Annotated in this window: 27 protein-coding genes; 12 read left to right on the top strand and 15 right to left on the bottom strand. The window is 75.1% G+C overall.

Annotation, left to right across the window (positions count from 1 at the left end; all coding sequences use genetic code 11):
• Positions 1 to 7 precede the first annotated feature (7 nt).
• The 9 genes from JOE68_RS21630 to rimP form a co-directional block, all read right to left on the bottom strand.
• Positions 8 to 1,327, bottom strand: a complete 1,320-nt coding sequence (locus tag JOE68_RS21630) for an MFS transporter (protein WP_204844114.1) — start codon at positions 1,325 to 1,327, stop codon at positions 8 to 10.
• A gap of 86 nt (positions 1,328 to 1,413) precedes the next feature.
• Entirely contained in the window at positions 1,414 to 2,712 is a 1,299-nt protein-coding gene (locus JOE68_RS21625) for an MATE family efflux transporter (protein ID WP_307819797.1), read from the bottom strand.
• 900 nt (positions 2,713 to 3,612) lie between these two features.
• Positions 3,613 to 4,596 (bottom strand): DHH family phosphoesterase, encoded by a 984-nt coding sequence (locus JOE68_RS21620; RefSeq protein ID WP_204844112.1) that lies wholly within the window; start codon positions 4,594 to 4,596, stop codon positions 3,613 to 3,615.
• A gap of 10 nt (positions 4,597 to 4,606) precedes the next feature.
• Complete coding sequence (gene rbfA, locus JOE68_RS21615; protein ID WP_204844111.1) at positions 4,607 to 5,056, bottom strand: 30S ribosome-binding factor RbfA; 450 nt, start codon at positions 5,054 to 5,056, stop codon at positions 4,607 to 4,609.
• A 40-nt stretch (positions 5,057 to 5,096) separates the two neighbouring features.
• Positions 5,097 to 5,393, bottom strand: a complete 297-nt coding sequence (locus tag JOE68_RS21610) for a DUF503 domain-containing protein (RefSeq protein ID WP_204844110.1) — start codon at positions 5,391 to 5,393, stop codon at positions 5,097 to 5,099.
• 68 nt (positions 5,394 to 5,461) lie between these two features.
• On the bottom strand, positions 5,462 to 8,509 hold the full coding sequence (gene infB, locus JOE68_RS21605) for a translation initiation factor IF-2 (RefSeq protein ID WP_204844109.1): 3,048 nt from the start codon (positions 8,507 to 8,509) through the stop codon (positions 5,462 to 5,464).
• An 86-nt stretch (positions 8,510 to 8,595) separates the two neighbouring features.
• Complete coding sequence (locus JOE68_RS21600; RefSeq protein WP_204844108.1) at positions 8,596 to 8,940, bottom strand: YlxR family protein; 345 nt, start codon at positions 8,938 to 8,940, stop codon at positions 8,596 to 8,598.
• A gap of 22 nt (positions 8,941 to 8,962) precedes the next feature.
• Positions 8,963 to 9,985, bottom strand: coding sequence for a transcription termination factor NusA (nusA, locus tag JOE68_RS21595; RefSeq protein WP_204844107.1), 1,023 nt, complete (start codon positions 9,983 to 9,985; stop codon positions 8,963 to 8,965).
• Entirely contained in the window at positions 9,982 to 10,506 is a 525-nt protein-coding gene (gene rimP / locus JOE68_RS21590) for a ribosome maturation factor RimP (protein ID WP_204844106.1), read from the bottom strand. The genes nusA and rimP overlap by 4 nt, the downstream gene beginning before the upstream one ends.
• A 142-nt stretch (positions 10,507 to 10,648) precedes the next feature.
• Here rimP and JOE68_RS21585 point away from each other — a divergent pair, with 142 nt between their 5' ends.
• Positions 10,649 to 11,092: a hypothetical protein gene (locus JOE68_RS21585; protein WP_239562310.1), complete on the top strand. Its 444-nt coding sequence runs from the start codon at positions 10,649 to 10,651 to the stop codon at positions 11,090 to 11,092.
• Positions 11,089 to 11,523, top strand: coding sequence for a ferritin-like domain-containing protein (locus JOE68_RS21580; protein WP_204844105.1), 435 nt, complete (start codon positions 11,089 to 11,091; stop codon positions 11,521 to 11,523). Before JOE68_RS21585 ends, JOE68_RS21580 begins: the two co-directional genes overlap by 4 nt.
• 37 nt (positions 11,524 to 11,560) lie before the next feature.
• Here JOE68_RS21580 and JOE68_RS21575 read toward each other — a convergent pair whose 3' ends face one another.
• Entirely contained in the window at positions 11,561 to 12,448 is an 888-nt protein-coding gene (locus tag JOE68_RS21575; RefSeq protein ID WP_204844104.1) for a hypothetical protein, read from the bottom strand.
• Here JOE68_RS21575 and JOE68_RS21570 point away from each other — a divergent pair.
• Positions 12,422 to 12,715 (top strand): hypothetical protein, encoded by a 294-nt coding sequence (locus JOE68_RS21570; protein WP_204844103.1) that lies wholly within the window; start codon positions 12,422 to 12,424, stop codon positions 12,713 to 12,715. The genes JOE68_RS21575 and JOE68_RS21570 overlap by 27 nt on opposite strands.
• A 67-nt stretch (positions 12,716 to 12,782) precedes the next feature.
• On the opposite strand, the gene JOE68_RS21565 is transcribed toward JOE68_RS21570, so the two are convergent.
• The 3 genes from JOE68_RS21565 to JOE68_RS21555 are packed head-to-tail and all read right to left on the bottom strand — an operon-like array spanning position 12,783 to position 15,133.
• Complete coding sequence (locus JOE68_RS21565; RefSeq protein ID WP_204844102.1) at positions 12,783 to 13,793, bottom strand: aminotransferase class V-fold PLP-dependent enzyme; 1,011 nt, start codon at positions 13,791 to 13,793, stop codon at positions 12,783 to 12,785.
• Positions 13,794 to 13,847: 54 nt separating this feature from the next.
• The gene (locus JOE68_RS21560; protein ID WP_204844101.1) at positions 13,848 to 14,330 is read right to left on the bottom strand and encodes a DUF4442 domain-containing protein; all 483 of its coding nucleotides are present in this window, start codon (positions 14,328 to 14,330) and stop codon (positions 13,848 to 13,850) included.
• Positions 14,331 to 14,356: 26 nt separating this feature from the next.
• Complete coding sequence (locus JOE68_RS21555; protein WP_204844100.1) at positions 14,357 to 15,133, bottom strand: SDR family NAD(P)-dependent oxidoreductase; 777 nt, start codon at positions 15,131 to 15,133, stop codon at positions 14,357 to 14,359.
• A gap of 82 nt (positions 15,134 to 15,215) precedes the next feature.
• Between JOE68_RS21555 and JOE68_RS21550 the strand changes: the two genes are divergently transcribed.
• The 3 genes from JOE68_RS21550 to JOE68_RS21540 all read left to right on the top strand — a co-directional run bounded on the left by JOE68_RS21550 (position 15,216) and on the right by JOE68_RS21540 (position 17,543).
• Complete coding sequence (locus JOE68_RS21550) at positions 15,216 to 15,623, top strand: YjbQ family protein (RefSeq protein ID WP_204844099.1); 408 nt, start codon at positions 15,216 to 15,218, stop codon at positions 15,621 to 15,623.
• Positions 15,624 to 15,683: 60 nt separating this feature from the next.
• Positions 15,684 to 16,766, top strand: a complete 1,083-nt coding sequence (locus tag JOE68_RS21545) for a DUF8017 domain-containing protein (protein ID WP_204844098.1) — start codon at positions 15,684 to 15,686, stop codon at positions 16,764 to 16,766.
• A 93-nt stretch (positions 16,767 to 16,859) separates the two neighbouring features.
• The gene (locus JOE68_RS21540; protein WP_204844097.1) at positions 16,860 to 17,543 is read left to right on the top strand and encodes an HAD family hydrolase; all 684 of its coding nucleotides are present in this window, start codon (positions 16,860 to 16,862) and stop codon (positions 17,541 to 17,543) included.
• A 48-nt stretch (positions 17,544 to 17,591) separates the two neighbouring features.
• On the opposite strand, the gene JOE68_RS21535 is transcribed toward JOE68_RS21540, so the two are convergent.
• Complete coding sequence (locus tag JOE68_RS21535) at positions 17,592 to 19,340, bottom strand: proline--tRNA ligase (RefSeq protein WP_204844096.1); 1,749 nt, start codon at positions 19,338 to 19,340, stop codon at positions 17,592 to 17,594.
• A 150-nt stretch (positions 19,341 to 19,490) separates the two neighbouring features.
• Here JOE68_RS21535 and JOE68_RS21530 point away from each other — a divergent pair, with 150 nt between their 5' ends.
• On the top strand, positions 19,491 to 19,841 hold the full coding sequence (locus JOE68_RS21530; RefSeq protein ID WP_204844095.1) for a VOC family protein: 351 nt from the start codon (positions 19,491 to 19,493) through the stop codon (positions 19,839 to 19,841).
• 61 nt (positions 19,842 to 19,902) lie between these two features.
• Complete coding sequence (gene yaaA / locus JOE68_RS21525) at positions 19,903 to 20,634, top strand: peroxide stress protein YaaA (protein WP_204844094.1); 732 nt, start codon at positions 19,903 to 19,905, stop codon at positions 20,632 to 20,634.
• Between the two features lie 143 nt (positions 20,635 to 20,777).
• Here yaaA and JOE68_RS21520 read toward each other — a convergent pair whose 3' ends face one another.
• Positions 20,778 to 21,014: a hypothetical protein gene (locus JOE68_RS21520; RefSeq protein WP_204844093.1), complete on the bottom strand. Its 237-nt coding sequence runs from the start codon at positions 21,012 to 21,014 to the stop codon at positions 20,778 to 20,780.
• A gap of 85 nt (positions 21,015 to 21,099) precedes the next feature.
• Here JOE68_RS21520 and JOE68_RS21515 point away from each other — a divergent pair, with 85 nt between their 5' ends.
• The 4 genes from JOE68_RS21515 (at position 21,100) to JOE68_RS21500 (ending at position 25,852) form a co-directional block, all read left to right on the top strand.
• Positions 21,100 to 22,032: a GlxA family transcriptional regulator gene (locus JOE68_RS21515; protein ID WP_204844092.1), complete on the top strand. Its 933-nt coding sequence runs from the start codon at positions 21,100 to 21,102 to the stop codon at positions 22,030 to 22,032.
• 78 nt (positions 22,033 to 22,110) lie between these two features.
• Positions 22,111 to 22,632: a hypothetical protein gene (locus tag JOE68_RS21510; RefSeq protein WP_204844091.1), complete on the top strand. Its 522-nt coding sequence runs from the start codon at positions 22,111 to 22,113 to the stop codon at positions 22,630 to 22,632.
• Between the two features lie 419 nt (positions 22,633 to 23,051).
• Positions 23,052 to 24,029: a serine protein kinase RIO gene (locus tag JOE68_RS21505; RefSeq protein ID WP_204844090.1), complete on the top strand. Its 978-nt coding sequence runs from the start codon at positions 23,052 to 23,054 to the stop codon at positions 24,027 to 24,029.
• Positions 24,030 to 24,496: 467 nt separating this feature from the next.
• A complete protein-coding gene (locus JOE68_RS21500) occupies positions 24,497 to 25,852 on the top strand; it encodes a DEAD/DEAH box helicase (protein ID WP_372443326.1) in 1,356 nt (451 codons plus the stop codon).
• Positions 25,853 to 26,261: the final 409 nt, after the last annotated feature.

Genomic DNA, 26,261 nt, shown 5'->3' with positions numbered 1-26,261 from the left:
GGACATCCTAAGCCTCGGCCAGGACGTCCCAGCGCCGGCGACGCAACTGCACCGGGACCCGCTCCCCGCGCCGCTGGGCGGCGAACACCGCGGCGCGGGCCCGCCGCCACCACACGGCGGTCCGCCACACGCCCAGCACCAGCGCGGAGACCACGGTCAGGAAGGCGATCCGATAAGCCTGCGCGGGCGGCGCGCCCGCCACCAGGTCCAGCACCACGCCCACGGCGAACGCCGAGAACGTGATCGCGGCGAACCCGCCGACGTTCGCCACCCCCGTGGCCGTGCTCACCCGGTGCAGCGGGTTGTAGTCGCGCACCAGCGCGAACGCCACGCCCGACGCCGGGCCGCCCACCGCGAGCACCCCGAACACCGCGGACAGGACGGCCGGCGGCAGCACACCGCCCGGCCACCCCAGCAGCACCGCCCAGCACACCAGGGCGGCGGCGAGGTAGCAGCCGACGATCGGCATGCGCCACTCCGGCCGGCGCGCCATCACCGCGCCGATGACCGGCCCGGCCACGATCGCGACGACCACCAGCAGGCTCAGCACCGACGACGCCTCGGGCCGGCTCAGGCCCTGCGCCTCGACCAGGTACGGGAAACCCCACAGCAGGCCGAGCAGCGCGGGCGTCGACATGGACGTGAAGTGCACCCAGAAGCCGAGCCGCGTGCTGGGCTCGCGCCAGGCTTCCGCCACCCGCCGCGCGACCGCGCGCAGCGGCACCGACTCGGGCGGCGGCGGTGGCACGCCCTCGGGCGCCTCGCGCACCCGCCACGCGACGACCCCCGCGTACAGGGCCGTGGCGAGGCCGGCGGCGAGGAACGTCGCGGTCCACCCGGTGTGCTGGAGCAGCAGCGTCAGCGGCAGGGTGGCCACCAGGTTGCCCGCGCCGCCCAGCGCGGCCGACAGCGACATCACGACGGTGAACCGGCGCGGCGGGAAGTGCGCGGCGGCCAGCCGCAGCACGCTCACCCACGTCATGGCGTCACCCGCGCCGAGCACCGCCCGCGCGGCCAGCCCCAGCGGGTACGAGGGGGCCAGCGCGAACATCACCTGGCCGGCGCCCATCAGCAGCGCGGCGGTGACGAGCACCCGGCGCGGCCCGAACCGGTCGACCAGCAGGCCGGTCGGGACCTGCATCAGCGCGTACAGGCCGATCTGGAGGACGGTGAACGCGCCCAGCGCGGCGGGCCCCACGGCGAAGCGGTCGGCCGCCGCCAGCCCCGCGACGCCGAGCGACGTGCGGTGGAACAGCGCGGCGACGTAGACGGCGACGGCGGTGGACCAGATCAGCCACGCCCGCTTGGTGGCGCGATCGACCGGCAAGTGACGGCTCCCTCGGTGTCCGGACGGCGGCTCTGCCCCTCCATCGAAAACACTTGCCTAGTGATAACAATTTCGCCACGTGCGCCTCACCACACCGCGCCCACCCGCGCCCACCTGCCCGAACGCGTCCGCGCCAGCAGGGTCAGCAGCCGCAGCACCATGAACGCCGAGAGCCCCGACCAGATCCCGACCAGCCCCCACCCGAACGACAGCGACGCCCACACCAGCGGCAGGAACCCCAGGGCCGCCGCCGCGAGCGTCGCGGTGCGCAGGAACCTCGCGTCCCCCGCGCCGAGCAGCACCCCGTCCAGCGCGAACACCACACCGGCCACCGGCTGCAGCAGCACGAAGAACCACCACGCGTGCGGCACCTCGCCCAGCACCTGCGGGTCACCGGTGAACAGCGGCGGGATCACCCCGGACAGCGCCGCGAACAGCACCCCGAGCACCACGCCGAACACCAGCCCGTAACCGGTGATCTGCCAGGCGAACCGCTTGGCCTCCTCCTGCCGGTGCGCGCCCAGCGCCTGCCCGACGATGGCCTGCGCGGCGATGGCCAGCGAGTCCAGCACCAGCGCCAGGAACGTCCACAGCTGCAGCACGACCTGGTGCGCGCCCACGGCCGCGACCGACGTCCGGGCGGCCACCGAGGCGGCGGAGATGAAGCACGCCTGGAACGCCAGGCTCCGCAGCACCAGGTCGCGGCCCAGCCCGAGCTGCGCCCGCATCAGCACGGGCCGGGGCTTGAGCGGCACCCCCTCGACCGCCAGCGCCCGGAAGAACAGGCCCGCCGACACCACCTGCGCCACCACGTTGGCGACGGCGCTGCCCTCCAGCCCCCACCCGGCGACGTGCACCAGCACCGGGCACAGCACCGCCGACAAACCGTTGCCCAGCAACACGTAGCGCAACGGGCGGACCGTGTCCTCCACGCCGCGCATCCAGCCGTTGCCCGCCATGGTGACCAGCACGAACGGGGCGCCGAACAGCGCGATGCGCAACCAGGAGACGGCTTCGGCGGCCACCTCCCCGCCGACCAGGACGCGGGCGGCGGGCGCGGCCAGCAACTGCCCCAGGCCGATCACCAGCACCCCGACGGCGAGGGCCAGCCAGGTCGCCTGGACGCCCTCCTGGACGGCGTCGCCCCGGCGCCCCGCGCCGAACAACCGCGCGGCACGCGCCGTGGTGCCGTAGGAGAGGAAGGTCAGCTGCGTGGCGACCTGGGTGAACAGCACCCCGCCCAGCGCGAGCCCGGCCAGCGGCAGCGCGCCCAGGTGCCCTACGACGGCGGTGTCGACCAGGACGTACAACGGCTCGGCGGCCAACACGCCCAGCGCCGGCACCGCCAGCCCGACCACCCGCCGAGCAGGCACCCGCGACCCCACGCCCGCCTCCCACCGTCGTCCGGAGCAGCCCCCGACCCACCCTCCCACGCGACGCCGACGATCCCGGCCACCGCCCGCAGAGCGATGCGCCACACCGCACCACTACCACCCGACCGCACCACACCGACCCCGCCCGCACCCGGGCCGCTCCCTCACACGGGACCCGGGCAGCGCTATCGGGACCGCGCCACCGCTATCCGGGCAGCGCCACCGCTATCCGGGCAGCGCGCCACGCGCACACCCGCCGCCGCGTCGTGTCATCCCCGTATGGCCTGCCCGCAGGGCGACCACGCTTGTCCGGGGAGCGCAAGCACGCTTTTCGCTTGCGCTCCCCGGACAAGCGTGGTGGTCTCCGACAGGCCGTACGGGGATGGCACGACGCCACGCCCTTCCCTCATCCTCGGTGGTCTGCCCGTCCGGCGAGGACGCTTTTCGCCCTTCAGCCCCGCGCCGCTCCGATCCCTCCGAAGCCCCGCTCCGAAACCGCACCTGACCAGGCACTCCACGCAACGGCCCGTGGCCTCCGGCCCCCGGTTCGATCATCCCAGACCCCACCGACAATCCCCGGCCGCAATCCTGAGACCCGACGCCCGCCGCCCAGCCACCCGACCGACCAGCCACCACCGCCTGCCAACCAGCCACCAACCGCCCAGCCACCGACCGGCCGCCAACCAGCTACCGACCGCCTGCCGACCACCAACCGCCCTGCGGACCGCCCGCCGACCAACCACCCGGCCGACCAGCCACCGCCGCCTGCCGACCAGCCACCAACCGCCCAGCCGACCGCCTGCCGACCAACCACCAACCGCCCAGCGGACCGCCCGCCTACCAACCACCCGACCGGCCAGCCACCGCCGCCCGCCGACCAGCCACCGACCACCCGGCCGACCGCCGCGCCGATCACCCCGCGACCGACTCCAACGCCGCCCGCAACCGCGCCAGCACGTCCCCGGCCGACCCCTCCGCCGTGAACCCCGCCGCCAACCGGTGCCCCCCGCCGCCCAGCACCTGGGCGACCTCCCGCACGTCCACCCGGCTGACCGCGCGCAGCGACACCGACCAGCACGACGGCCGCAGCTCCTTGAGCACCGCCGCCACCTCGGCCTCCGCCGTCGTCCGCACGAGGTCGACCACGCTCTCGACCTCCTCCGGCCGCAGGCCCGCCGCGTCCTCCAGCGTCACGACCGCGTGCACGAAGCCCAGCCCGCCCGCCGCCCCGCGCTCCAGGCCGGCCCGGGACAGGACCTTCGCCAGCATCCCCAGGTACCCGAACGGGTGGGAGTCCATCAGCGGCCTGGCCACGGCCTCCGCGTCCACGCCCGCCGCCAGCAGGCGCGCCGCCACCTCGTGGGTCGACGGCGTCGCGTGGCGGAACGAGCGCGTGTCGGTGACCAGGCCCGCGTACACGCACCTGGCCACCGGTTCGTCCAGCTCCGCGCCCAGCTCGTCGAGCAGGCGCAGCACGACCAGCGCCGTGGCCTCCGCCTCGGGGTCCACCACGTTGACCGTCCCGAACCCGGGGTTGGACACGTGGTGGTCCAGGACGACCACCGCCCCCGCCGCGCCCACCCGGTCCGCCAGCGGACCGAGCCGGCCCACCGAGCCGGCGTCCAGGGCGACCAGCACCTCGGGCGCGGCGGGCACCTCGGACGCCGGCACCAGCAGCCCGGCGACGTCCAGGCCCCGCAGCGTCTCCGGCACCGACTCGGGCGCGCCGAAGGACACCCGCACGGCCTTGCCGCGCCGGTGCAGGACCAGGCCCAGGGCCAGCGCGCTGCCCAGGGCGTCCGCGTCCGGGTTCACGTGGGCCAGCAGGGTGACGTCCGAGGCGGCGGACAGGGTCGCGGCGGCGGCCGCCAGGGCGGCGCTCAGGTCGTTCGGCACACCGCCAACGCTAGTCCGCGTCGTCGTCCTCGCGCGGTGGCTTGTACGGGTCCGGCTCACCCGCCGGTTCGGCCCCCGAAGCGATCCGCGCGACCTCCGCGTCCGCCTCGCGGGCGCGGGCCAGCAGCTCGTCCATCCGCCGGGCCTCGTCGGGCACGGTGTCGGTCACGAACGTCAGGGTCGGGGTGAACCGCACGCCGGTCTGCTGGCCGACCATCGTGCGCAGCACGCCCTTGGCCTTCTCCAGCGCCGCCGCCGCACCCGCGAAGTCCGGCTCGGCGTCCAGCTTCTCGCCCAGCACGGTGTAGTAGACCGTCGCGTCGTGCAGGTCGCCGGTCACCCGCGTGTCGGTGATCGTCACGCGCGCCAGGCGCGGGTCCTTCACCTCGTGCTCCAGCGCGGAGGCCACAATCTGCGAGATCCGCTTGGCCAGCTTGCGCGCCCGTGCCTGGTCGGCCACGGCGCTCCCTCCCGTTCCTCTTCACGAGCCGCCGCGCGGCTCAGTCGTCCTCCGGCCCGACCAGCCTGTGGCGGGCGGAGAGCAGTTCCAGTTCGGGCCGTCCGGCCACCAGCCGCTCGCACGCGGCCAGGACGTCCCTGACGTGCTCGGCGTCGGCGGCCACCGCGGCCACCCCGATCAGGGCCCGGCGGTGCAGGTCCAGGTGGCCGGCCTCGGCCACCGACACCTCGAACTTCCGGCGCAGCTCCGCCACGACCGGTTTCACCGCGGACCGCTTCTGCTTCAGCGAGTGGACGTCGCCGAGCAGCACGTCCAGCTCAAGGGCACCCACGTACAAGTGTCATCACCACGGGGGTAGGCGGGGGCCGCCGCCGGAGCGGCGGCCCCCGGATCTGCCGAGAACTCCTAGGCGCGCGGCTTCTCGCGCATCTCGAACGTCTCGATGACGTCGCCGACCTTCAGGTCGGCGTAGTTGCCCAGCGTCAGACCGCACTCGAAGCCCTCGCGGACCTCGGTCGCGTCGTCCTTGAACCGGCGCAGCGAGCTGATCGGCAGGTTCTCCTGCACGACGTTGTTGTCGCGCAGCAGGCGGGCCCGCGCGTTGCGGCGGATCTCGCCCGAGAGCACCATGCAGCCCGCGATCGTGCCGACCTTGGAGGACTTGAAGACCTCGCGGATCTCCGCGCGGCCCAGCTGGACCTCTTCGTACTCCGGCTTGAGCATGCCCTTGAGGGCCTGCTCGATCTCGTCGATCGCCTGGTAGATCACCGTGTAGTAGCGGACGTCCACGCCCTCGCGGTTGGCCAGCTCGGTCGCCTTGCCCTCGGCCCGGACGTTGAAGCCCAGGACGATGGCGCTACCCGCGACGGCGAGGTTGATGTCGCCCTCGGTGATGCCACCGACACCCCGGTGGATGACCCGCAGCTCGACGTCGTCGCCGACCTCGATCTTCATCAGCGCGTCCTCCAGTGCCTCGACGGTACCGGAGTTGTCGCCCTTGATGATCAGGGTGAGCTGGCTGGTCTCCTTCAGCGCGGCGTCCAGGTCCTCCAGGCTCACGCGCTTGCGCCGCGACGCGTTGAGCGCGTTGCGGGTGCGGGCCTGGCGGCGCTCGGCGATCTGCCGGGCCACCCGGTCCTCCTCGACCACGAGGAACGAGTCGCCGGCGCCGGGCACCGAGGTCAGACCGATGACCTGGACCGGGCGGGACGGCGTCGCCTCGGTGACGTCGTCGCCGTGCTCGTCCACCATGCGGCGGACGCGGCCGTAGGCGTCGCCGGCGACGATCGAGTCGCCGACCCGCAGCGTGCCGCGCTGCACCAGCACCGTGGCGACCGGGCCGCGACCGCGGTCCAGGTGCGCCTCGATCGCGACGCCCTGGGCCTCCATGTCGGGGTTGGCCCGCAGGTCCAGCGACGCGTCGGCGGTCAGCAGGATCGCCTCCAGCAGGCCGTCGATGTTGATGGCCTGCCTCGCCGAGATGTCGACGAACATCGTGTCGCCGCCGTACTCCTCGGCGACCAGCCCGTACTCGGTGAGCTGCTGGCGGATCTTGGCGGGGTTGGCCCCCTCCTTGTCGATCTTGTTGACCGCGACCACGATCGGCGCGTTGGCCGCCTGGGCGTGGTTGATCGCCTCCACCGTCTGCGGCATCACGCCGTCGTCGGCCGCCACCACGATGACCGCGATGTCGGTCGAGTTCGCGCCGCGGGCCCGCATGGCGGTGAACGCCTCGTGACCCGGGGTGTCGATGAAGGTGATGAGGCGCTCGTTGCCCTCCAGCTCCGTGCGGACCTGGTAGGCGCCGATGTGCTGGGTGATGCCACCCGCCTCGCCCTCGGCGACCTTCGCCTTGCGGATGGTGTCCAGCAGGCGCGTCTTGCCGTGGTCGACGTGACCCATGACGGTCACCACCGGCGGGCGGACCTGGAGGTCGCCCTCGTCGCCCGCGTTCTCGCCGTAGGTGATGTCGAACGTGCCGAGCAGCTCGCGGTCCTCCTCCTCGGGGGACACGACCTGCACGTTGTAGTTCATCTCGGAGCCGAGCAGCTCCAGGATCTCGTCGGACACCGACTGGGTCGCGGTGACCATCTCGCCGAGGTGGAACAGCACCTGCACCAGCGAGGCCGGGTTGGCGTTGATCTTGTCGGCGAAGTCGGTCAGCGAGGCGCCGCGCGGCAGCCGGATCGTCTCGCCGCTGCCCTTGGGCAGGCGGACGCCACCGACCGACGGCGCCTGCATGTTGTCCATGTACTCCTGGCGCTTCTGCCGCTTGGACTTGCGCCCGCGCCGGGCCGGGCCGCCGGGGCGGCCGAACGCGCCGGCCGCGCCACCGCGACCGCCGGGGCCACCGCCACCGGGACGACCGCCGCCACCGCGGAAGCCGCCACCGCCGGCCGGCGCGCCACCGCCGCCGCCGGGACCGCCGCGGAAGCCACCGCCACCGCCGCCGCCACCACCGGGACCGCCGCGGAAGCCACCGCCACCGCCACCGCCACCGGGACCGCCGCGGAAGCCGCCACCGCCGCCACCGGGACGACCGCCGCCGCCACCGGGACCGCGACCGCCGCCACCGGGACCGCCACCCGGGCGGCCACCGCCGCCGGGACCGGGCCGGGGACCGGCCGGGCGACCGGGCATCATGCCCGGGTTCGGCCGCGGCGGCATGTTGCCGGGGTTGGGGCGCGGGCCGCCGGAGCCGGCGGAGCCGCCCGGACGGGGACCGGCCGGACGCGGGTCGCCCGGCTTGGGCGCGTTGCCGCGGTCGCCGCCGCGCTCGGGGCGGTCACCCGGAGCAGACGGGCGCGGCGCCTGCGGGCGCGGCGCGGGAGCGCCGCCGCCGACGCCGAACGGGTTGTTGCCCGGACGCGGCGGCCGCGGGCCGGCGGGCTTGGGGGCCTGCGGCCGGGGCGGCACCACGGACGGGTTCTGCTGGGCCGCCGCGGGCTGCTGCTGCGGCGCGCGGGGGCCGGGGCGCGGACCGGACGGCTTCGGCGCCTGCGGAGCGGGCGACGGGGCCGGAGCCGGGGCCGCCTGGGCGGCGGGCGCGACCGGGGCCGGCGCCGGAGCCGCCGGAGCGGGCTTCGGAGCGGGCTTCGGCGCCGGGGCCGCCGGGGCCGCCGGAGCGGGCGCGGCCGGCTTCGGCGCGGGCGGCTTCGGGCCGGGCACCGGGCGCGGGCCGGGCTTGCCCACCGGGGCGGCGGGCTTCGCGTCGGACTTCGCGGCCGGCGCGGGCGCCTGCGGCTTCGGGGGCGCCGGGCGGGCGCCGGACGACTTGGACTTGGCGTCGGACTTCGACGCGTAGGCGTCGCGCAGCCGCCGGGCCACCGGGGCCTCGACGGTGCTGGACGCGGACTTCACGTACTCGCCCTGGTCGGCGAGCTTGCTCAACAGTTCCTTGCTCGTGACGCCGAGCTCCTTGGCGAGCTCGTGCACGCGGGCCTTGCCTGCCACTGCACTCCTCTGGTGATGAGGCCGGCGGCAGTCCCGTCGACCTCGTCTTAACGTCGCGCGTTCATGTCTTCAGCTTCACGGCTGACTCATGACGGGTCGACCTGCTTCCTTGCTTCCTGCCGGTCGCGGGGCGATCCCGCGGCCTGTTCCCCCAGCTGTTCGAGGTGCCCGCGCACCGGTGCGGCGTCGAGCGGCCCCTGGACCCGGAAGGCCCTGGGGAACGCCCTCCGCTTCTCGGCGGCGCGGAGGCAGTCCGGGTCGGGGTGCAGCCATGCACCCCGGCCGAACAGCCGTCGGCGCGCGTCCGGGACCACGGCCCCGTCCACCGCCACCACGCGCAGCAACTCGGAGGGCGACGTCCGGGCGCGGCATCCGATGCACGTGCGAAGCGGGCCGTTGTGCGTCAAAACCGATCCCCGACGTCGAACCACTGAGAAGTCTATCTCCTACTGCTCAATCAGCCGAACCGGATGTCGCCGCACCTGCGGGAGCGGCTCCGCCCGGGTCGGCGTCGCTGCGGATGTCGATGCGCCAGCCGGTGAGCCGGGCCGCCAGCCGGGCGTTCTGCCCCTCCTTGCCGATGGCCAGGGAGAGCTGGAAGTCCGGCACCACCACGCGCGCGGTCTTCGCGCGCTCGTCGAGCACCCTGACCGAGACAACCTTGGCAGGTGAGAGGGCATTCCCGACGAACGTGGCCGGGTCGTCGGAGTGGTCGATGATGTCGATCTTCTCGCCGGCCAGCTCGCTCATCACGTTGCGGACCCGGGCGCCCATCGGGCCGATGCACGCGCCCTTGGCGTTGACGCCGGACACCGTCGAGCGGACCGCGATCTTGGACCGGTGACCTGCCTCACGTGCCACCGCCGGGATCTCCACGGTGCCGTCGGCGATCTCGGGCACCTCCAGCGCGAACAGCCGCCGCACCAGGTTCGGGTGCGTGCGGGACAGGGTGATCTGCGGGCCCCGGGCGCCGCGGGACACGCCCACGACGTAGCACTTGATCCGCGCGCCGTGCTCGTAGGACTCGCCCGGCACCTGCTCGGCGGGCGGCAGCACGCCCTCGGTGTCACCGATCTGCACCACGACCATGCCGCGCGCGTTGGCGCGGGCGTCGCGCTGCACGACGCCGCCGATGATCTCGCCCTCCTTGGCGGAGAACTCGCCGAAGGTGCGCTCGTGCTCGGCGTCGCGCAGGCGCTGGAGGATGACCTGGCGCGCGGTGGTGGCCGCGATCCGGCCGAACCCCTCGGGCGTGTCGTCCCACTCCTCGGCGACGGACCCGTCCGGCGCCAGCTCCTGGGCCAGCACCCGGACCACGCCGGTCTTGCGGTCGATCTCCACCCGCGAGTGCGAGTGGTGCCCCTCGGTGTGCTTGTACGCGGTGAGCAGCGCGGTCTCGATGGCTTCCAGCACGGTGTCGAAGGGGATGTCCTTGTCCCGTTCGATCGCCCGCAGTGCGGCGATGTCGACGTTCACTCCGACTCCTCCTCCGAACGCGTGCCCTCCAGGAGCGCGAGCTCCTCGACGGGCGGTTGCTTGAACTCGACCTCGACCACGGCACGCTCGATCGACCGGTACTCGACCCGGCGCAGCTCGCCCTTGACCAGCAGCACGACGCCGCTGTCGTCGGCCTCGCCGACCCGGCCGAACCACTCGACCTGCTCGGGCTGCTTGACCTTGACCAGCCGCAGGCGCGCCCGCTTCCAGTGGCGCGGCCGGGTCAGCGGCCGGTCGGCGCCCGGCGAGGTGACCTCAAGCGTGTACGGGCCCGCGATCAGGTGCTCGTGCGCGTCGAGCGCGGCGGACACGGCGCGGCTGGCCTGGGCGACCTCGTCCAGTCCGATGCCGTCGTCGCCGTCCACGACCACCTTCACGAGCCTGCGACGCCCAGCCTGGTGCACGTCGAGCGCTTCGAGGTCGAAGCCGATGGCCTCCACCGCCTCCCGCACGACGGGTGTGAGCTGCGCGGCGAGTTCTCCGCGCGGCGGGCTGGACACTGGGTGACTCCTTTCGGGTGCAGAAGGCACGGCAACCCCGGCCGACGCTGCACTCGCCGGCCGTGGTCGCCCAGACTATCCCGTCCCGGCCGCCCCGCACGCCCCAGAGGCGGTCGCGGCGGCTCTGGCAGGATCGGGACGCGTGATCGGAAGAACTGCGCCCAGCAGGCGCGGCGTGCTGTTGGCGGTGGCCGTCGCGCCACTGGCGGTAGCGTGCACCACACCCCCGCCCGACCCGCTGCCGCCGGACCCGCTGGCCGACCTGGTGGCGGCGGCCCGCTCGGACGCGGCCCTGGCCGCGGCGGTCGGCGCGACCGAGACGGCGGCCGCGCGGGCGCAGCACGCCGACCGGTTGCAGGCCGAGGTGGACCGGGCGACCCCGCGGGCGCCCGGCGCGTCCTCCTCCCCGGCGCCCCCGCCCTCGACCGCGCCGCCCGCGAACCCGACGCGCGAGGCGCTGGTCGCCGCGCTGCAGGCGGCCCGCAAGCAGGCGGGCGACCTGGTCGGCGGCGTGCCCGCGCACCGGGCGGGCCTGGTGGGCGCGGTGTCGGCCGGGTGCGCGAGCCTGCTGGAGGCGCTGGCGTGAGCGGGGACGTGGAGGCGGTGCAGGACGCCCTGCACGCCGAGCACGCGGCGGTCTGGACCTACGGGCTGGTCAGCGCGTTCGTGGAGCAGCAGGCGGCGGCGGTGGCCGAGGGGGCCGTCGCGCACCGGGCGCGGCGGGACACCACCGAGCGGTGGGTGCGCGACCGGGGCGGCCAGCCGGTCCCGCCCGCGCCGGCCTACCTGACGCCCCAGCCGGTGGACGGCGCGGCGTCCGCCGTGGCGGCGCTGGTCGCGGCGGAGACCGACGCGTGCGCCGCCTGGCACGGCGTGCTGGAGCGCACCGACGACCAGGCGCTGCGCCGGTCCGCCCTGGACGCCCTGACGACGTCGGCGGTCCTCGCGACCCGCTGGCGCAAGGTGGCGGGCGTGACGCCGGTCCCCGTCGCGCTGCCGGGCGTGGCCGCGGGGTGACCGGGGTCGGACCGGGGCCCGTCCCCGGTCCGACCGGTCAGCCCAGCTCGGCGGCCAGCCGGATCGCGTCCGCGGAGATCCGCTTCATCAGCGCGTTGTGCTCCTGCTCGGTGGGCGCGTGCTGGACCGCGTCGGACTCGACGATGATCACGTCCCGGTCCCGCTTCTCGGCGGCGTACCCGCCGGACCCGAGCGACCGCAGGCCGGGCACCTGCACGGCGCCGTCCTTCACCAGGTCGTTGACGTTCCCGGTGCCGTCGAGGGAGGTCAGCTCCTCCAGCTTGTCGGCGTCCTCCGGGCTCTTCATCCGCACCACCGACACGGACGTGTAGACGGTTCGCCCGTCCGGGGTAGTGGTGGTGTACAGGCCCCGGGTCAGCTGCTGGCAGGGCGTCTCGGTGAAGAACGTCTTGGTCTTGCCGTAGGCGTGGGAGGCGCACTGGCTGTCCTTCAGCGGCTCGGGCACCTGCGGCGAGCGCGTGAAGGTGAACTCGCCGGCCGGCCGGGGCGGCGTGGTCGTCGTGGGCGGCGCGGGCTGCGGCTCGTCCCGGGGCACGACCAGCAGCCACACCAGGCCGGAGAGCAGGGCCACCGCGAGCAGGCCGAGCCCCTTGAGCACCGCGCCGCGCGCCGGGCGGCGGGCCGGTCGGCGGGCCGGGGCCGGCGGGCGGGCCGGGCCGGCCGCCGCCGGGGGCGCGCCGAGCAGCGACTCGAGCTGCCCGAGCTCGGACCGGCCCAGCGGCGCGGTGTCCGAGGCGCGCAGCGGCGGGCGGGCCGGGGGCTGGGGCGGCGGCCCGCCGGGGTGGTGGCCCGGCGGCGGGGCCGGCTGCCGGGCGGGCTGCTGCGGCAGGTGCTGGACCGGGTGCTGGACCTGCGTCGGCTGCTGCGCCTGGACCGGGTGCCTGTTCCAGGCCGGCTGCTGCACCTGCGTCGGCTGCTGCGCTTGGAACTGCTGCTGCGCCTGGACCGGGTGCTGCACCTGCGTCGGCTGCTGCGCCTGAACCGGGTGCTGGACCTGCGTCAGCTGCTGCGCCTGAACCGGGTGCTGGGCCTGCGCCGAGTGCTGCACCTGGACGGGGTGCTGGACCTGCGTCGGCTGCTGCGCTTGCGGTCGGGCCGGCTGCTGCGGCTGTTGTGCCGCCGGCTGCTCCACCGGCTGCAGCAGCGGTTGCCGGGCCGGGACGGGAGGTAACTGCTGCGTCACCTCTTCGGGTGTTTCGGGGGGAACCGACACAACCAGTCACCGTAACGGACGGCGGCTAGGCCAGCGCTTCGAGCACGAGCTCCACGTCCTCGGCGGTGTTGTAGAGGTGGAACGCGAGCCGGACCCGGCCGGCGCGCACCGAGGACCGCACCCCGGCCGCCGCCAGCCGCTCCGCCGAGCCGGGCGGCAGGTCCAGCGCGACGATCGCCGAGCCGCGCGGCGGCAGCCCCAGCCCGGCCAGCAGCGAGTCCGCCAGCCCCGCGTCGTGCTCCCGGACGGCCGCCAGGTCCAGCGAGGCCGCGTACGGCAGCGCCACCGCCGCGCCGTAGTGCGACAGCCACACCGGTGAGACGTCCAGCCGCCGGGCGTCGGGAGCCAGGCGCAGCGGCAGCCCGTACACGGCGCTCCACGGGTCGTCGCCGGCCCACCAGTTGGCCGCGACGGGCACCGCGCGCCGCACGCCGGCGGCCGAACCCGCCAGCCACGCGCAGCCGCGCGGCGACATCAGCCACTTGTACCCGGCCGCGACCACCCACTCCGCCCACCCCAGCGACAGCGGCAGCCACCCGACCGCCTGCGTGGCGTCCAGCAGCACCGGGACCCCGGTCGCCCGCAACCCGTCGAGGTCCGCGACCCGCCCGTCGGCCGACTGCACGACGCTCACCGCCACGAGGTCGTGGCCGGCCGCCGCGGGCACCAGCGCGTCCAGCTCGACTTCGGTGACCCGCAGGCCGCGGGCGGCGAAGGGGAAGGTGAGCGAGGTGAAGTCGCCGCGGGCGACCAGCACCCGCGCGCCGGCGGGCAGCGCGGCGGCCACCAGCGACACCAGCTGGGAGACCGAGGCCCCGATCGCGACCCGCTCCGCCGGCACGCCGACCAGCCGCCCGAACGCCGCCCGCGCGGTCCGCACCGCCTCGTCCGCGCCGGTCGGCTCCTCCCGCCCGGTGCTCCACCGCCGCACGGCCTCGGCGACGGCCGCCGCGGCCGGGGCGGGCGGCACCCCGATGCCGGCGGTGTTCAGGTAGCCGGCGGGCACGTCGAAGGTGGAGCCGAAGGCGCTGCGCACGGGCTCATCCCACCCCGGCGGGGACCCCCGGGTCCACCGCCGGGCCGCAGGCGCTCAGGCCCCGGCGGGCTGCGACGCCCGCTCGTCCGGCGAGGGCGGCTTCAGCCGCGCGTAGACCTGCTTGCGCACCCGCGCCACGACGGTCCCGTCCTCGGCCACCACGTCCACCGGGAACCACAGCAGCGCCTTCCCGCCGCCGGCCGCCTGCGACCTCAGCTCCGCCAGGTGCTCGTCGGTCAGCCGGAACTCGGCGTGGACGGTGCCCCGCCCCGGCCGCACGAAGTCGATCTCGCCCGCCCGGTCCCAGACCACGTGGTCGCGGCCGAGGTGGCGCAGCACCATCAGCATCCAGAACGGGTCGGTCATCGCGAACAGCGAGCCGCCGAAGTGCGTGCCCACGTAGTTGCGGTTGTACCAGCGCAGCCTCATCCGCACCCTGGCGTGCCGGTAGTCGTCCGACAGCGCCACGACCCGGATGCCGGCGAACAGGAACGGCGGCCACAGGTTCATCCCCCGCCGCAGGAGCGATGCCTTCATGCGGGGGATGTTACCCGTCGGTAATGTCAGTGGAGGCGGATGATGTTGCCGGTCACACGCCCGGCGGCGGGCGAGCACAGGAACGCCACCACCGACGCCACCTCCTCCGGCCGCGCCACGGGGAACCGCTCGCGCACCGCGTCGTTGACCCACCCCGTGTCGGTCACGCCGGGCTTGACCATGTTCGCCGTGACGCCGTGCGGCGCCAGTTCGGCCGCCGCCGAGAGCGTGTAGTTGTCCAGGGCGGCCTTGGCCGCGCCGTAGGACACCTCGCCCGGGAACCCGTCCGGCCCGCCCGAGGTGAGCCCGACGATCCGGCCCCAGGAGCCGCCGCGCGCCAGGTGCCGCCGCGCGAACTCGGCGATCAGCAGCGCGCCGGCCCGCGCGTCCACCGCGAACTGCGCGTCGAACGTCTGCGGCGTGACCGCCCGCAGCACGCGGCCGAACCGGTCGGTCCCGGCGGCCAGGAACGTGTCCTGCACCCACCCGGAGGCGTTGTTGACCAGCACGTCGACCGGCCCGAACAGCTCCTCGGCGGTGTCGAACAGCAGGGCCGGCGCGCCCGCGTCGGTGAGGTCGACCTCCAGCGCGTGCGCGTGCCCGCCCGCCCCGGTGATCGCCTCGACCACCGCCTCCGCGCCGGACTCCCGGCTGCTGAAGTACCCGGCGGGCAGGCTCGGGTCGGGCGGGGGCGAGTAGCGCAGGAACGAGACGAGCACCCGCACCCCCCGCTCGGCCAGCGCGCGGGCCGTCGCGGCCCCGATCCCCTGGTTGGCCCCGGTGACGATGGCGGTGTGCGGCACGGGTCGATCCTGCCCGACCGCCCGGTGGCCGGTCAGCCCCTCGTCCGGGCCGGCGTGACCGGTGACACCTAGGCTGGGAGCCGTGCGCAGTGAAGAGATCGAGATCCGCACGGGGGCGGACGAGGTCGTCCACGACCTGACCCGCACCTGCGAGGAGTTCCTGCGGGACGTCGAGGGCGACGGCCTGCTGCACGTCTGGGTGCCGCACGCCACCGCCGGCCTCGCCGTGCTGGAGACCGGCGCGGGCAGCGACGACGACCTGCTGGCGGCGCTGCGGGACCTGCTGCCCAAGGACGGCCGGTGGCGGCACCGGCACGGGTCGCCGGGCCACGGCCGCGACCACGTGCTGCCCGCCCTGGTGCCGCCGCACGCCACCATCCCGGTGCTGGGCGGCGTGCTGGCGCTGGGCACCTGGCAGTCGGTCTGCCTGGTCGACACCAACGTCGACAACCCGGTGCGCAAGGTCCGGCTGAGCTTCCTGGCCGGCTAGCCCGCAGGCGGGATCTCCCGGTCGGGACCGCCCCGCGAACCGGCGCGGTACGGTTTGGCCGTGACATACCCAGGTGACGGGCAGAGCGGCTGGGCCGGCCAGTCCGGCCAGGGCGACTGGGGGCAGCAGAACCCGGGCGGGCCCCAGCAGGGCTACGGGCAGCCGGGTTACGGCCAACCGCAGCCCGGCTACGGGGCCCAGCCGGACTACGGTTCCCAGCCGGGCTACGGCCCCGGTTTCGGGCAGCAGCCGGGCTACGGGGCCCAGCCGGGTTACGGCCCGCAGCCGGTGCACGGCTACGGCCAGCCGCAGCCCGGCTACGGCGACCAGCAGCCCGGCGGCGGGTACGGCGGCCTGGGCGTGTTCTCCGGCGGCGACGAGCCCCCGCCCCGCAAGGGCGGCGCCAAGGTGTGGCTGATCGTCGGCCTCGTCGTGGTCCTGCTGGTCGGCGGCGGCCTCACCGCGTACTTCACGCTGGGCGCCGAGGAGACGCAGCCCGTCGCCAACTCCAGCGCGCAGAACCCGACGACGACCACCACCACCGCGCCCTCCCCGACGACCACCTCCCGGGCGAGCGGGCCGTCGTGCGAGGCGAGCAGGCCGAACTGGAACTGCCTGCCCGTCGAGGGCCTGTCCTACAGCTACGAGGTGCCCAAGAGCTGGTCGCCCAACCCCGGGTCGGCGGAGGTCCCGGACATGAAGGACGTCCGGCTCACCGGCATCACCGTGTACGGCGTGTACGAGTGCGGCGGCACGCGGTACAACCGCGGCAGCACGGGCGGCGTGGTCGTGCCGCAGACCGACATGCCCGCCGTGGCGAAGGAGTTCGCGCAGAAGCTCGGCACCCTGTACTACAGCTCGGGCAAGACCTCGGAGGTCAAGCTCAGCGAGCCCAAGCCGGTCAAGGTGCCCAACGGCAACCGGCCGCAGATCGAGGGCGTGCAGGTCGACGCCACGGTCACCACGTCCGGCAACGACTGCCTGGCCACCAAGGGCGTGGTGAAGATCCTGGTGCTCAAGGGCAGCACCGGGTTCCACGTGTTCATGGCCAACGGCGACCTCGAGGGCGGGCCCGCCGACCCGGAGCCGGTGGCCGAGGCCGACCTCCAGGCGATGGTCGACTCCGTCAAGCCGCTGGCCTGACGGGTCCCCGGCCGGGGACCGTCCACCCCGGACCACCCGACGCCCGCGCCCGCCCGGCGCGGGCGCACCCGAACCCGATCCCGAGGACGTGCCGTGAACACGCTGGTGCTGTGGGACATCGACTTGACGCTGATCGACGCGCGCGGCCTCGGCCACAGCTGGTACCGCACGGCGCTGCATGCGACCACGGGGCTCGACCTGGTGCGGACGCCCAGCTTCGCCGGCCGCACCGAGCGCTCGATCACCCTGGAGCTGCTGGAGCTGCACGACCTGGAGCCGACCGAGGAGCTGATCGGCCGGCTGCACGCCGAGCTGGTCGACGTGGCGACGCGGGAGCGCGCCGAGCTGCCGGTGCGCGGGCACGCCCTGCCCGGCGCAGCCGAGGCGCTGGTGGCGCTGGCCGCGCGGGAGGACGTGGTGCAGTCGCTGGTCACCGGGAACCTGGTGGAGATCGCCCGGCACAAGCTGGCGGCGTTCGGGCTGGACGAGCACGTCGACTTCGGCATCGGCGGCTACGGCTCGCTCTCCGAGCACCGGCCGGAGCTGGTGCTGGAGGCCGTCCGGCTGGCCTCGGCCAAGCACGGCAGGCGGTTCGAGGCCGTCGTCATCGGCGACACGCCGCACGACGTGGACGCGGCCCTGCACCACGGCGCCCACGCGATCGGCGTGGCCACCGGGCGCAGCACCGCCGCCGAGCTGCGCGCCGCCGGGGCGCACGTGGTGCTGGAGGACCTGTCCGACACCTCCGCCGTGGTGGCCGCGGTGCTCGAGCGCTGACCGGACCGGTGGCCGCCCCCCGGGGAGCGGCCCGCCGACGCCGGGGCGTCAGCCGCGGACGGTGTCCAGCAGGTGCCGCACGGCCTCGTCCACCGGCACCTCCACCCGCTCGCCCGAGCGGCGGTCCTTGACCTCCACCAGGCCGTTGGCCAGCCCGCGGCCCACCACCAGGATCGTCGGCACGCCGATCAGCTCCGCGTCGGCGAACTTCACGCCGGGGCTGGCCTTGCGGTCGTCCAGCAGCACCCGCAGGCCCGCCGACGACAGCTCGCCCGCCACCTTCTCGCCGCCCGCGAGCAGCGCCTCGTCCTTGCCCGCCACCACCACGTGCACGTCGGCGGGCGCCACGTTGCGGGGCCAGATCAGGCCGCGCTCGTCGTGGCTCTGCTCGGCGATCACCGCCACCAGGCGGGACACGCCGACGCCGTAGGAGCCCATGGTGACGCGGACGGGCTTGCCGTCCGGGCCCAGGGCGTCGAGCCCGAACGCGTCCGCGTACTTGCGGCCCAGCTGGAAGATGTGGCCGATCTCGATGCCGCGCGCGGCGACCAGCACGCCCCGGCCGTCCGGCGACGGGTCGCCCTCGCGGACCTCGGCCACGTCGATCACGCCGTCGGGCGTGAAGTCGCGGCCCTGCACCAGGTCCACCACGTGGTGGTCGGCCTTGTCGGCGCCGGTCACCCAGGCCGTGCCGCGCACCACGCGCGGGTCGACCAGGTAGCGCACGCCGTTGGCCTGCAGCGCGCCCGGCCCGATGTAGCCCTTGACCAGGAACGGGTTCCGGGCGAAGTCGGCCTCGTCCAGCATGGACACCTCGGCGGGCGCGACGGCCGCCTCCAGCCGCTTGAAGTCCACCTCGCGGTCGCCGGGCACGCCGATCGCCAGCAGCTCCGGCTCGGGCTGCCCCGGGTGGGCCAGCTTCACCAGGACGTTCTTCAGGGTGTCCGCCGCGGTGAACGAGCGGCCCAGGCCGGCGGCGCCGAGGAAGTCGACCAGGGACTCGATGGTCGGCGTGCCGGGCGTGTGGTGGACCTGCGCCGCGGGCTTGCCCTCGACGTCCTGCTCGGCGGGCGCGGGCGTCGCGACGGCCTCGACGTTCGCCGCGTAGTCCGACTCCGTGCTGCGCACGAAGGTGTCCTCGCCGGTCGGCGTGACCGCCAGGAACTCCTCCGAGGCCGAGCCGCCCATCGCGCCGGAGGTGGCGGAGACGATCACGTACTCCAGGCCCAGCCGGTCGAAGATGCGGATGTAAGCCTCGCGGTGCCGCCGGTAGGACTCCGCCAGGCCCTCGTCGGTGAGGTCGAAGGAGTAGGAGTCCTTCATCACGAACTCCCGGCCGCGCAGGATGCCCGCGCGGGGGCGCGCCTCGTCCCGGTACTTGGTCTGGACCTGGTAGAGCGTGACCGGGTAGTCCTTGTAGGACGAGTACTCGCCCTTCACGGTGAGCGCGAACAGCTCCTCGTGCGTGGGCCCGAGCAGGTAGTCGGCGCCCTTGCGGTCCTTGAGGCGGAACAGGTTCGGCCCGTACTCGGTCCACCGGTCGGTCGCCTCGTAGGGCTCCCGGGGCAGCAGCGCGGGGAAGTGGATCTCCTGCGCGCCGATCGCGTCCATCTCCTCGCGCACGACCCGCTCGACGTTGCGCAGCACGCGCAGCCCCAACGGCAGCCACGAGTACCCGCCCGGCGCGACGCGGCGGACGTAGCCGGCGCGGACCAGCAGCTTGTGGCTGGGTACCTCGGCGTCGGCCGGGTCCTCGCGCAGGGTGCGCAGGAACAGCGACGACATCCTCGTGATCACGGTGGGTGCTCCTCGTGGCGCGGGTTGTCCGGAAAGGGTAGTGAACAGCGCCCGGCCGGTTCCAACGGGTTCCGGCCGGTCCGCGGCGGGGGGGCGGGGCGGGCGTCGGCGCCCCCCGGATTGTCGGTGGTCGCGACTAGCGTCCCGGGCATGACGCTCACGATCGGGATGATCACCATCGACACCGCGGACCCGCAGAAGCTCGCCGACTTCTGGAGCAAGGCGTTGGGGACGCAGGTGCAGCACGACTGGGGCGAGTTCCTCGTCCTCGCGCCGACCGCCGAGGGCGGGGTGCAGCTGGGGCTGCAGCGCGTGGAGGACCCGACGCCGGGCAAGAACCGGCTGCACTTCGACGCCCACGTGGCGGACCGGGCGGCGGAGGTGGCCCGGCTGGTGGGGCTGGGCGCGACGGAGGTGGCCGAGCACACCGTGCCGGGGTTGACGTGGACGGTGCTGGCGGACCCGGAGGGCAACCAGTTCTGCATCGGCCAGCCCGGGTGACGCCCGCCGCCGCCCCGCCTCGGTCGGGGCGGCGCCGGCCGGCGCACTAGGCTCCCGGGTCGTGCTGGTGCTGCTGCCCCCGTCGGAGACCAAGGCGATCGGGGGCCGCGGCGCGCCCCTGGACCTCGACCGCCTGGCGCACCCGGAGCTGAACCCGGTGCGGGCGAAGCTGGTCGACGCCCTGGTCGACCTCTCCGCCGACGTGCCGGCGAGCCTGGCCGCCCTCGGGCTGTCCGAGCGCCAGGCGTCGGAGGTGCGGCGCAACGCCGAGCTGCGCACCTCGCCGACGACGCCGGCGCTCGACCGCTACACCGGCGTGCTCTACGACAACCTGGACCTGAAGACGCTGACCAGGGCCGAGCGCTCGCGGGCCGCCGAGCGGCTCGCGGTCGCCTCCGCCCTGTTCGGCGTCGTCCGCGGCGGGGACCCGATCCCGGCCTACCGGCTGTCCGGCGGCAGCGCGCTGCCCTCGGTCGGGCCGCTGGGCGCGCTGTGGCGCCCCGTGCTCGGCCCGGCGCTGGCCGGGGTCGAGGTGATCGACCTGCGGTCGGCGCCGTACTCGTCGCTCGCGAAGCTCCCGCACGCCGTCACCGTCCGGGTGGTCACCGAGGACGCCGCCGGCCGCCGGCAGGCGGTCAGCCACTTCAACAAGGCGCACAAGGGGTTGCTGGCCCGCGCGATCGTGCGGTCGCGGGCCGGGGCGAACTCCGTCCGGTCGCTGGTGCGGATCGCCGCCGCGGCCGGCCTGCGGCTGGAGCCCACCGGGGAGCGGGCGCTGGACCTGGTCGTCTGAGGGCCCGCAGCCGGGTTCGCGGTCGGGGTCTGCAGCCGGGGTTCAGGTCGAGGGCCCGCGGCCGGGGTGTCACCGCCGGGCTTCGGGTCGAGGTCTCGGGACGGGGGTTCACGGCCGGGTTCGGGGCAGGGGTTCGCGCCCGGCTACGCCGACCTGGTCCGCACCGCTCCGGCGCACCGCGGTTCGGGTGCGGTCGGGCGCGGTCGGGGCGCCTCGTGAGCGGCGGCGGCGCGCAGTTCGGCCGCCACGCGGGCCGCGTCCCGGTCCTCGAAGGCGTGGCTGCCCGCGAGCCGCACCCCCGGGCGGTTCCGGCGGTGGTTGCGTTCCAGGCCGTAGACGACCAGCGCCACGACGACTGCTGCGGTGATGAGCGCGATCATGGCAGCAACTATGCGACCGACAAGAAACCGCCACAATTGGCAGTTGTGCCGTTGTTCGTCAAAATCCTGCCAGTAGGGTGTCGGCGTGCTCACCTCAGTGGCGGTACCGGTGGTCGACGGCCTCGCGCCGTTCGAGTTCGGCGTGATCTGCGAGGTCTTCGCCGTCGACCGCTCCGACGAGGGCGTCCCGCGGCTGGACTTCCGGGTGTGCGGCGAGCGCCCCGGCGAGCCGGTGCGCACCAGCGTGGGCGCGTCGCTGGTGCCCGACCACGGCCTGGACGCGCTGGCCACCGCCGACCTGGTCGCGGTGCCCGCGATCACGATCCGCGACGAGTACCCGCGCGCCCTGCTCGACGCCGTCGCGGGGGCGCGCACGCTGCTGTCGGTGTGCACCGGCTCGTTCGTGCTCGGCGCGGCGGGCCGGCTGGACGGCCTGCGCTGCACCACGCACTGGCAGCACGCCGACGAGCTGGCGGAGCGCTTCCCCTCGGCGCGCGTCGACCCGGACGTGCTGTTCGTGGACGAGGGCGACGTGATCACCAGCGCGGGCACGGCGGCGGGCATCGACGCCTGCCTGCACCTGGTCCGCCGGGAGCTGGGCGCGGCCGTGGCGACCGCCATCGCGCGGCGCATGGTCGTCACGCCGCAGCGGGACGGCGGGCAGCGCCAGTTCATCCGGCCCACCACCGTCCGCGCCGACAGCCTCCAGCCGACGCTGGCGTGGATGCTCGACCGGCTGGACGTCGAGCACACGGTCGCGAGCCTGGCCGCGCACGCGCGGATGTCCGAGCGGACCTTCGCGCGCCGCTTCGCCGCCGAGACCGGCACCACCCCGCACCGCTGGCTGGTCACCCAGCGGGTGCTGCGCGCGCGCCAGCTGCTGGAGGAGACGCGGCTGAGCGTGGAGGCCGTCGCGCACCGTTGCGGTTTCGCCACGGCCGCGCTGCTGCGTCACCACTTCAACGCAGTGGTCGGTGTCGCCCCCAAGGACTACCGGCGGTCGTTCTCGCATGGATGAGGGAACCGGAGCCGCCAAAAGCATGACGCAGCGCAGCGCCTGAGTCACCACTGGTGACGCCGCTGCCACACTGTGCGAGTGAGCCCCGACACACCCGCCGCCGCCGAAGACGAGAAGTCGGAAGACGACTCGATCACCCCCGCCGCGCTGCACCGCATCACCGAGGAGCTGGCCGGGCCCGAGCCCCTGGCCGCGTCGGAGACGTTGAAGCGCGTGTGGGCCGGGTTGTGCGTCGCGCGGCTGCTGGGGCTGCGGCTCGCCGCGTCCGGGCTGGGGGCGCTCCAGGGCAACGCCGAGGCCGTCGAGCACCAGCTGGCCCAGGACCTGCGGACGACGGCCACGTTCTCCGGCGTGCCGCTGCGGCTCCCGGCGCCGGCCGCGCCCCTGCCGCTGCGGCCGGCCGAGGTGGAGGCCGCGCTGGCGGCGCTGGTGGGGTTCAGCCGCGCGGCCCGGCGGCGGATGCTCGCGTCGGCGGGGTCGGCCGCGCAGTGGCACGACGAGCGGGTCCTGCGGCACGACTCGCTGGTGGTGGGCGAACTGGAGGCGGCCTGGCTCGGCCGGCGCCGCAGCTACCGGGTGGACCGGCCGCCCCGCACCTGACCTGCCGCGTCGCGCCTGGCCCGCGACCCGCACCCGACCTGCCGCCCTCGCGCCTGGCCCGCGGTCCCGCACCTGGCCCGCGACCCGCACCCGACCTGCGGTCCTGCGCCTGACCTGCGGCCCTGCGCCTGACCTGCCACCCCGCGCCCGACGGGGCCGCGTGCCCGACCGGCGGGCTCCGGACCCGCGGGCGCCGCCCGTCGTGCCCGGGATTAATTCGGTTGTGGGCCGGGGCGGGGGTGCGGCAAGCTGGGGAGGCAGTGCTCAGGAGCCGTTTTTCGCGGCGGAGTCGAGGAGGTGCCCGATGGCTACAGCTGTCCGGGACGTGGCGCCGACCCGTCCGCTCGCCCCGATCTCCTAGCGCGCCGACCACACGCGCCGGCGGGGCGATCTCCTCCTCTTCTCCTGGAGTTCACCCAGTGCGCAAGCACGAGCGTTCCTTTTTCGACGACGATTTCGACGCGTCCTTCGACCACGCCGACGACCTGAACTGGCGGGCGAAGCGGCGCAGTGCCCGTGACGACGACGAGCCCAACCCCACCCGGCGCGGGCGGCTGACCGAGGAGGCGCGCGACCGGCTCGGCCGGCAGCGCGCGGACGCGGTCGCCGACGACCTCCCCGAAGGCGCCGACCGCTGGTCCACCTGGGGCGACGCCGACCAGGGTCCGGAGCCCCGGCCCGAGTGGCTGGTGACCGACCTGTCCGCCGTCGACCGGGACCTGGGCATCGTGAAGACCGGCAAGGAGGCGGACGTCTTCCTGCTGGAACGCGCGCTGCCCGGCGGCGACCGGTCGTGCCTGCTGGCCGCCAAGCGGTACCGCAGCAACGACCACCGGATGTTCCACCGGGACGCCGGCTACCTGGAAGGGCGCCGGATGCGGCGGTCGCGGGAGATGCGGGCGGTGGAGAACCGCACCTCGTTCGGCCGCAACCTGATCGCCGAGCAGTGGGCGGTGGCCGAGTTCGCCGCCCTGGCCCGGCTCTGGCAGCTGGGCGCGCCGGTGCCCTACCCGGTGCAGCGGGCGGGCACGGAGGTGCTGCTGGAGTTCGTCGGGACCGACGGCGCGGCGGCGCCCCGGCTGGCGCAGCTGCGGCCGGGGCCGGACGAGCTGCTCGACCTCTGGCGGCAGCTGGTGGACGCGCTGGGCGTGCTGGCCTCGGCCGGGCTCGCGCACGGCGACCTGTCGGCGTTCAACCTGATGGTGCACGACGGCAGGCTGGTCCTGATCGACCTGCCGCAGGTGGTCGACGTGGCGGCCAACCCGCGCGGGGTGGAGTTCCTGGAGCGGGACGTCCGCAACGTCGCGGGGTGGTTCACCTCGCGCGGCCTGCCCGCCGACCTGGCCGACCCGGCCGACCTGGTCGACCTGCTGCTGGACGTGGCGGGCCTGCGCTGAACCCGACCGCACCGGCGGCCGGCCCTCCCCGGCTCGGCCGCCGGTGCGCCCGGCCCGACCCGCCTGAACTGCGGTCACCGGGGGCGCGGGCGGGGCGGGCGCGCCCGGTTCGACCGGCCGGTTCACGCCTCGTGTGCGGCAGAACACCGCGGGGGTGCGCGCGAACCGCCGTTGATCGGCTAGACTGAGTGGTGCACCGCCCGGCGACGCGGCAACCGTTCGCGGCCCAGGCCCCAGCAGGCCGGTGGTGCTCCCAACCACTATCGGCGCGTGGAGCGCCGGGCCCGTCCTTGCGATTCGCGCCTGCGTGAAGGCAGAAGCGATCCCCGAGACGTGCCTTGTCCCGGAGGTTCGCTTTGCCATCACCGTCCCAAGGCCGTTCCGAGCGCCCGCAGTTCCGCAAGCCGCGGACGAGGCGCCCAGGCCAGGGCACCAACCGCCGTCCCCAGCCGGTGCTGGAGACGACCGTGCCGGACCACGTCGAGAGCACGGTGCCGGAGGGTCCGCTGCCCTCGTTCGCCGAGCTCGGTCTGGCCGACGAGCTGGTCCGCGCGCTCGTCCAGGCGGGCATCACCGACCCGTTCCCCATCCAGGCCGCCACCCTGCCCGACGCGCTGGCGGGCCGCGACCTGCTCGGCCGCGGCCAGACCGGCTCCGGCAAGACGCTGGCGTTCGGCCTGGCGCTGCTGTCGCGCCTCGCGGGCGGCCGGGCCAAGCCGCTGATGCCGCGCGCGCTGGTGCTCGTGCCGACGCGCGAGCTGGCCATGCAGGTCGAGGAGGCGCTCTCGCCGTTCGCGCGGGCCCTGGGCCTGTGGTGCCGGACGGTCGTGGGCGGCACGTCCTTCCCGCGCCAGATCGACGCCCTGCGCCGGGGGGTCGACCTGCTGATCGCCACGCCGGGCCGGCTGTCCGACCACGTGCGGCAGGGCACGGCCGACCTGTCCGAGGTGATGTTCACCGCGCTGGACGAGGCCGACCAGATGGCCGACATGGGCTTCATGCCGCAGGTCCGCGCCATCCTCGACCTGACGCCGCAGCACGGCCAGCGGCTGCTGTTCTCCGCGACGCTCGACGGCGACGTGGACAAGCTGGTCCGCCAGTACCTGCACGACCCGGTGGTCCACTCGGTCGCGCCGCCCACCGGCAGCGTGACGACGATGGAGCACCACCTGCTGTTCGTCTCCGCCGAGGACAAGCAGTCCGTGGTGACCGAGGTGGCCGCCCGCGAGGGCCGCACGATCATGTTCGTGCGCACCAAGCACCACGTGGACCGGCTGGCGAAGAAGCTGCGCTCGATGGGCGTCCACGCGGGCGCGCTGCACGGCGGCAAGGCGCAGAGCGCCCGGACCAGGGTGCTCGGCCAGTTCCGCGAGGGCACCACGCCCGTGCTGATCGCCACCGACGTGGCGGCGCGCGGCATCCACGTGGACGACGTGAGCCTCGTCGTGCACGTCGACCCGCCCGCCGACCCGAAGGACTACCTGCACCGCGCGGGCCGCACGGCGCGGGCCGGGCAGTCCGGCACGGTGGTCACCCTGGTCACGCACGACCAGCGGCGCGCGGTCCAGGGCCTCACGGCGCGCGCGGGCATCCGCCCGGCGTCGACGAAGGTCCGCCCCGGCGACGAGGACCTGATCCGCATCACCGGCGCCCGCGTCCCGAGCGGTGTCCCGGTCGTGGAGCCGGAGACCCCGGTCCGCGCCCGCCGCGGCGGCCCCCGCCGCACGGGCGGCGGTCACGGCGGCCAGTTCCGCGGCGGCCGCGCGGACCACAACCGCGACCGCGAGCGCGGCGGCCGGCCGCGCCGGGTGGCGCAGCACTGATCCGCCGCACCTGAACGCGCGACGCCGGTCCCGGGCTCGTCCCGAGGACCGGCGTCGCGCTTTGCCAGGACCGGCGTTGCGCTCTGCCGAGACCGGTGCTGCGCCTTAGTGAGGCCAGTGTCGCGCTCTTCGAGGCCGGCATTGCGCCTTGCCAGCCCCGGCGTTGCGCCTTGTCAGGCCAGCGTTCCCCTTGTGGAGGCCGGTGTTGTGCCTTACCGGCCGGTGCGGCGCTCCGAGCAGGCGACAGGCCGTTGCCGGGCCGTCGTTTTCACGATCTTGTCGGTGTCGCGTGGGACGATGATCCCCAGGGGTGCTTCGGCCGGGATTGTCGGTGCTCCGTGGGACAATGGAATCGGGGGCCGGAGGCCAAGGACGAACCGGGCCGGAGGCCAAGGACGAACCGGGCCGG

Origin of the sequence: Saccharothrix algeriensis, assembly GCF_016907655.1 — a bacterium.
GTDB lineage: Bacteria > Actinomycetota > Actinomycetes > Mycobacteriales > Pseudonocardiaceae > Actinosynnema > Actinosynnema algeriense.
This window is presented reverse-complemented; position numbering and strand designations above follow the sequence as displayed.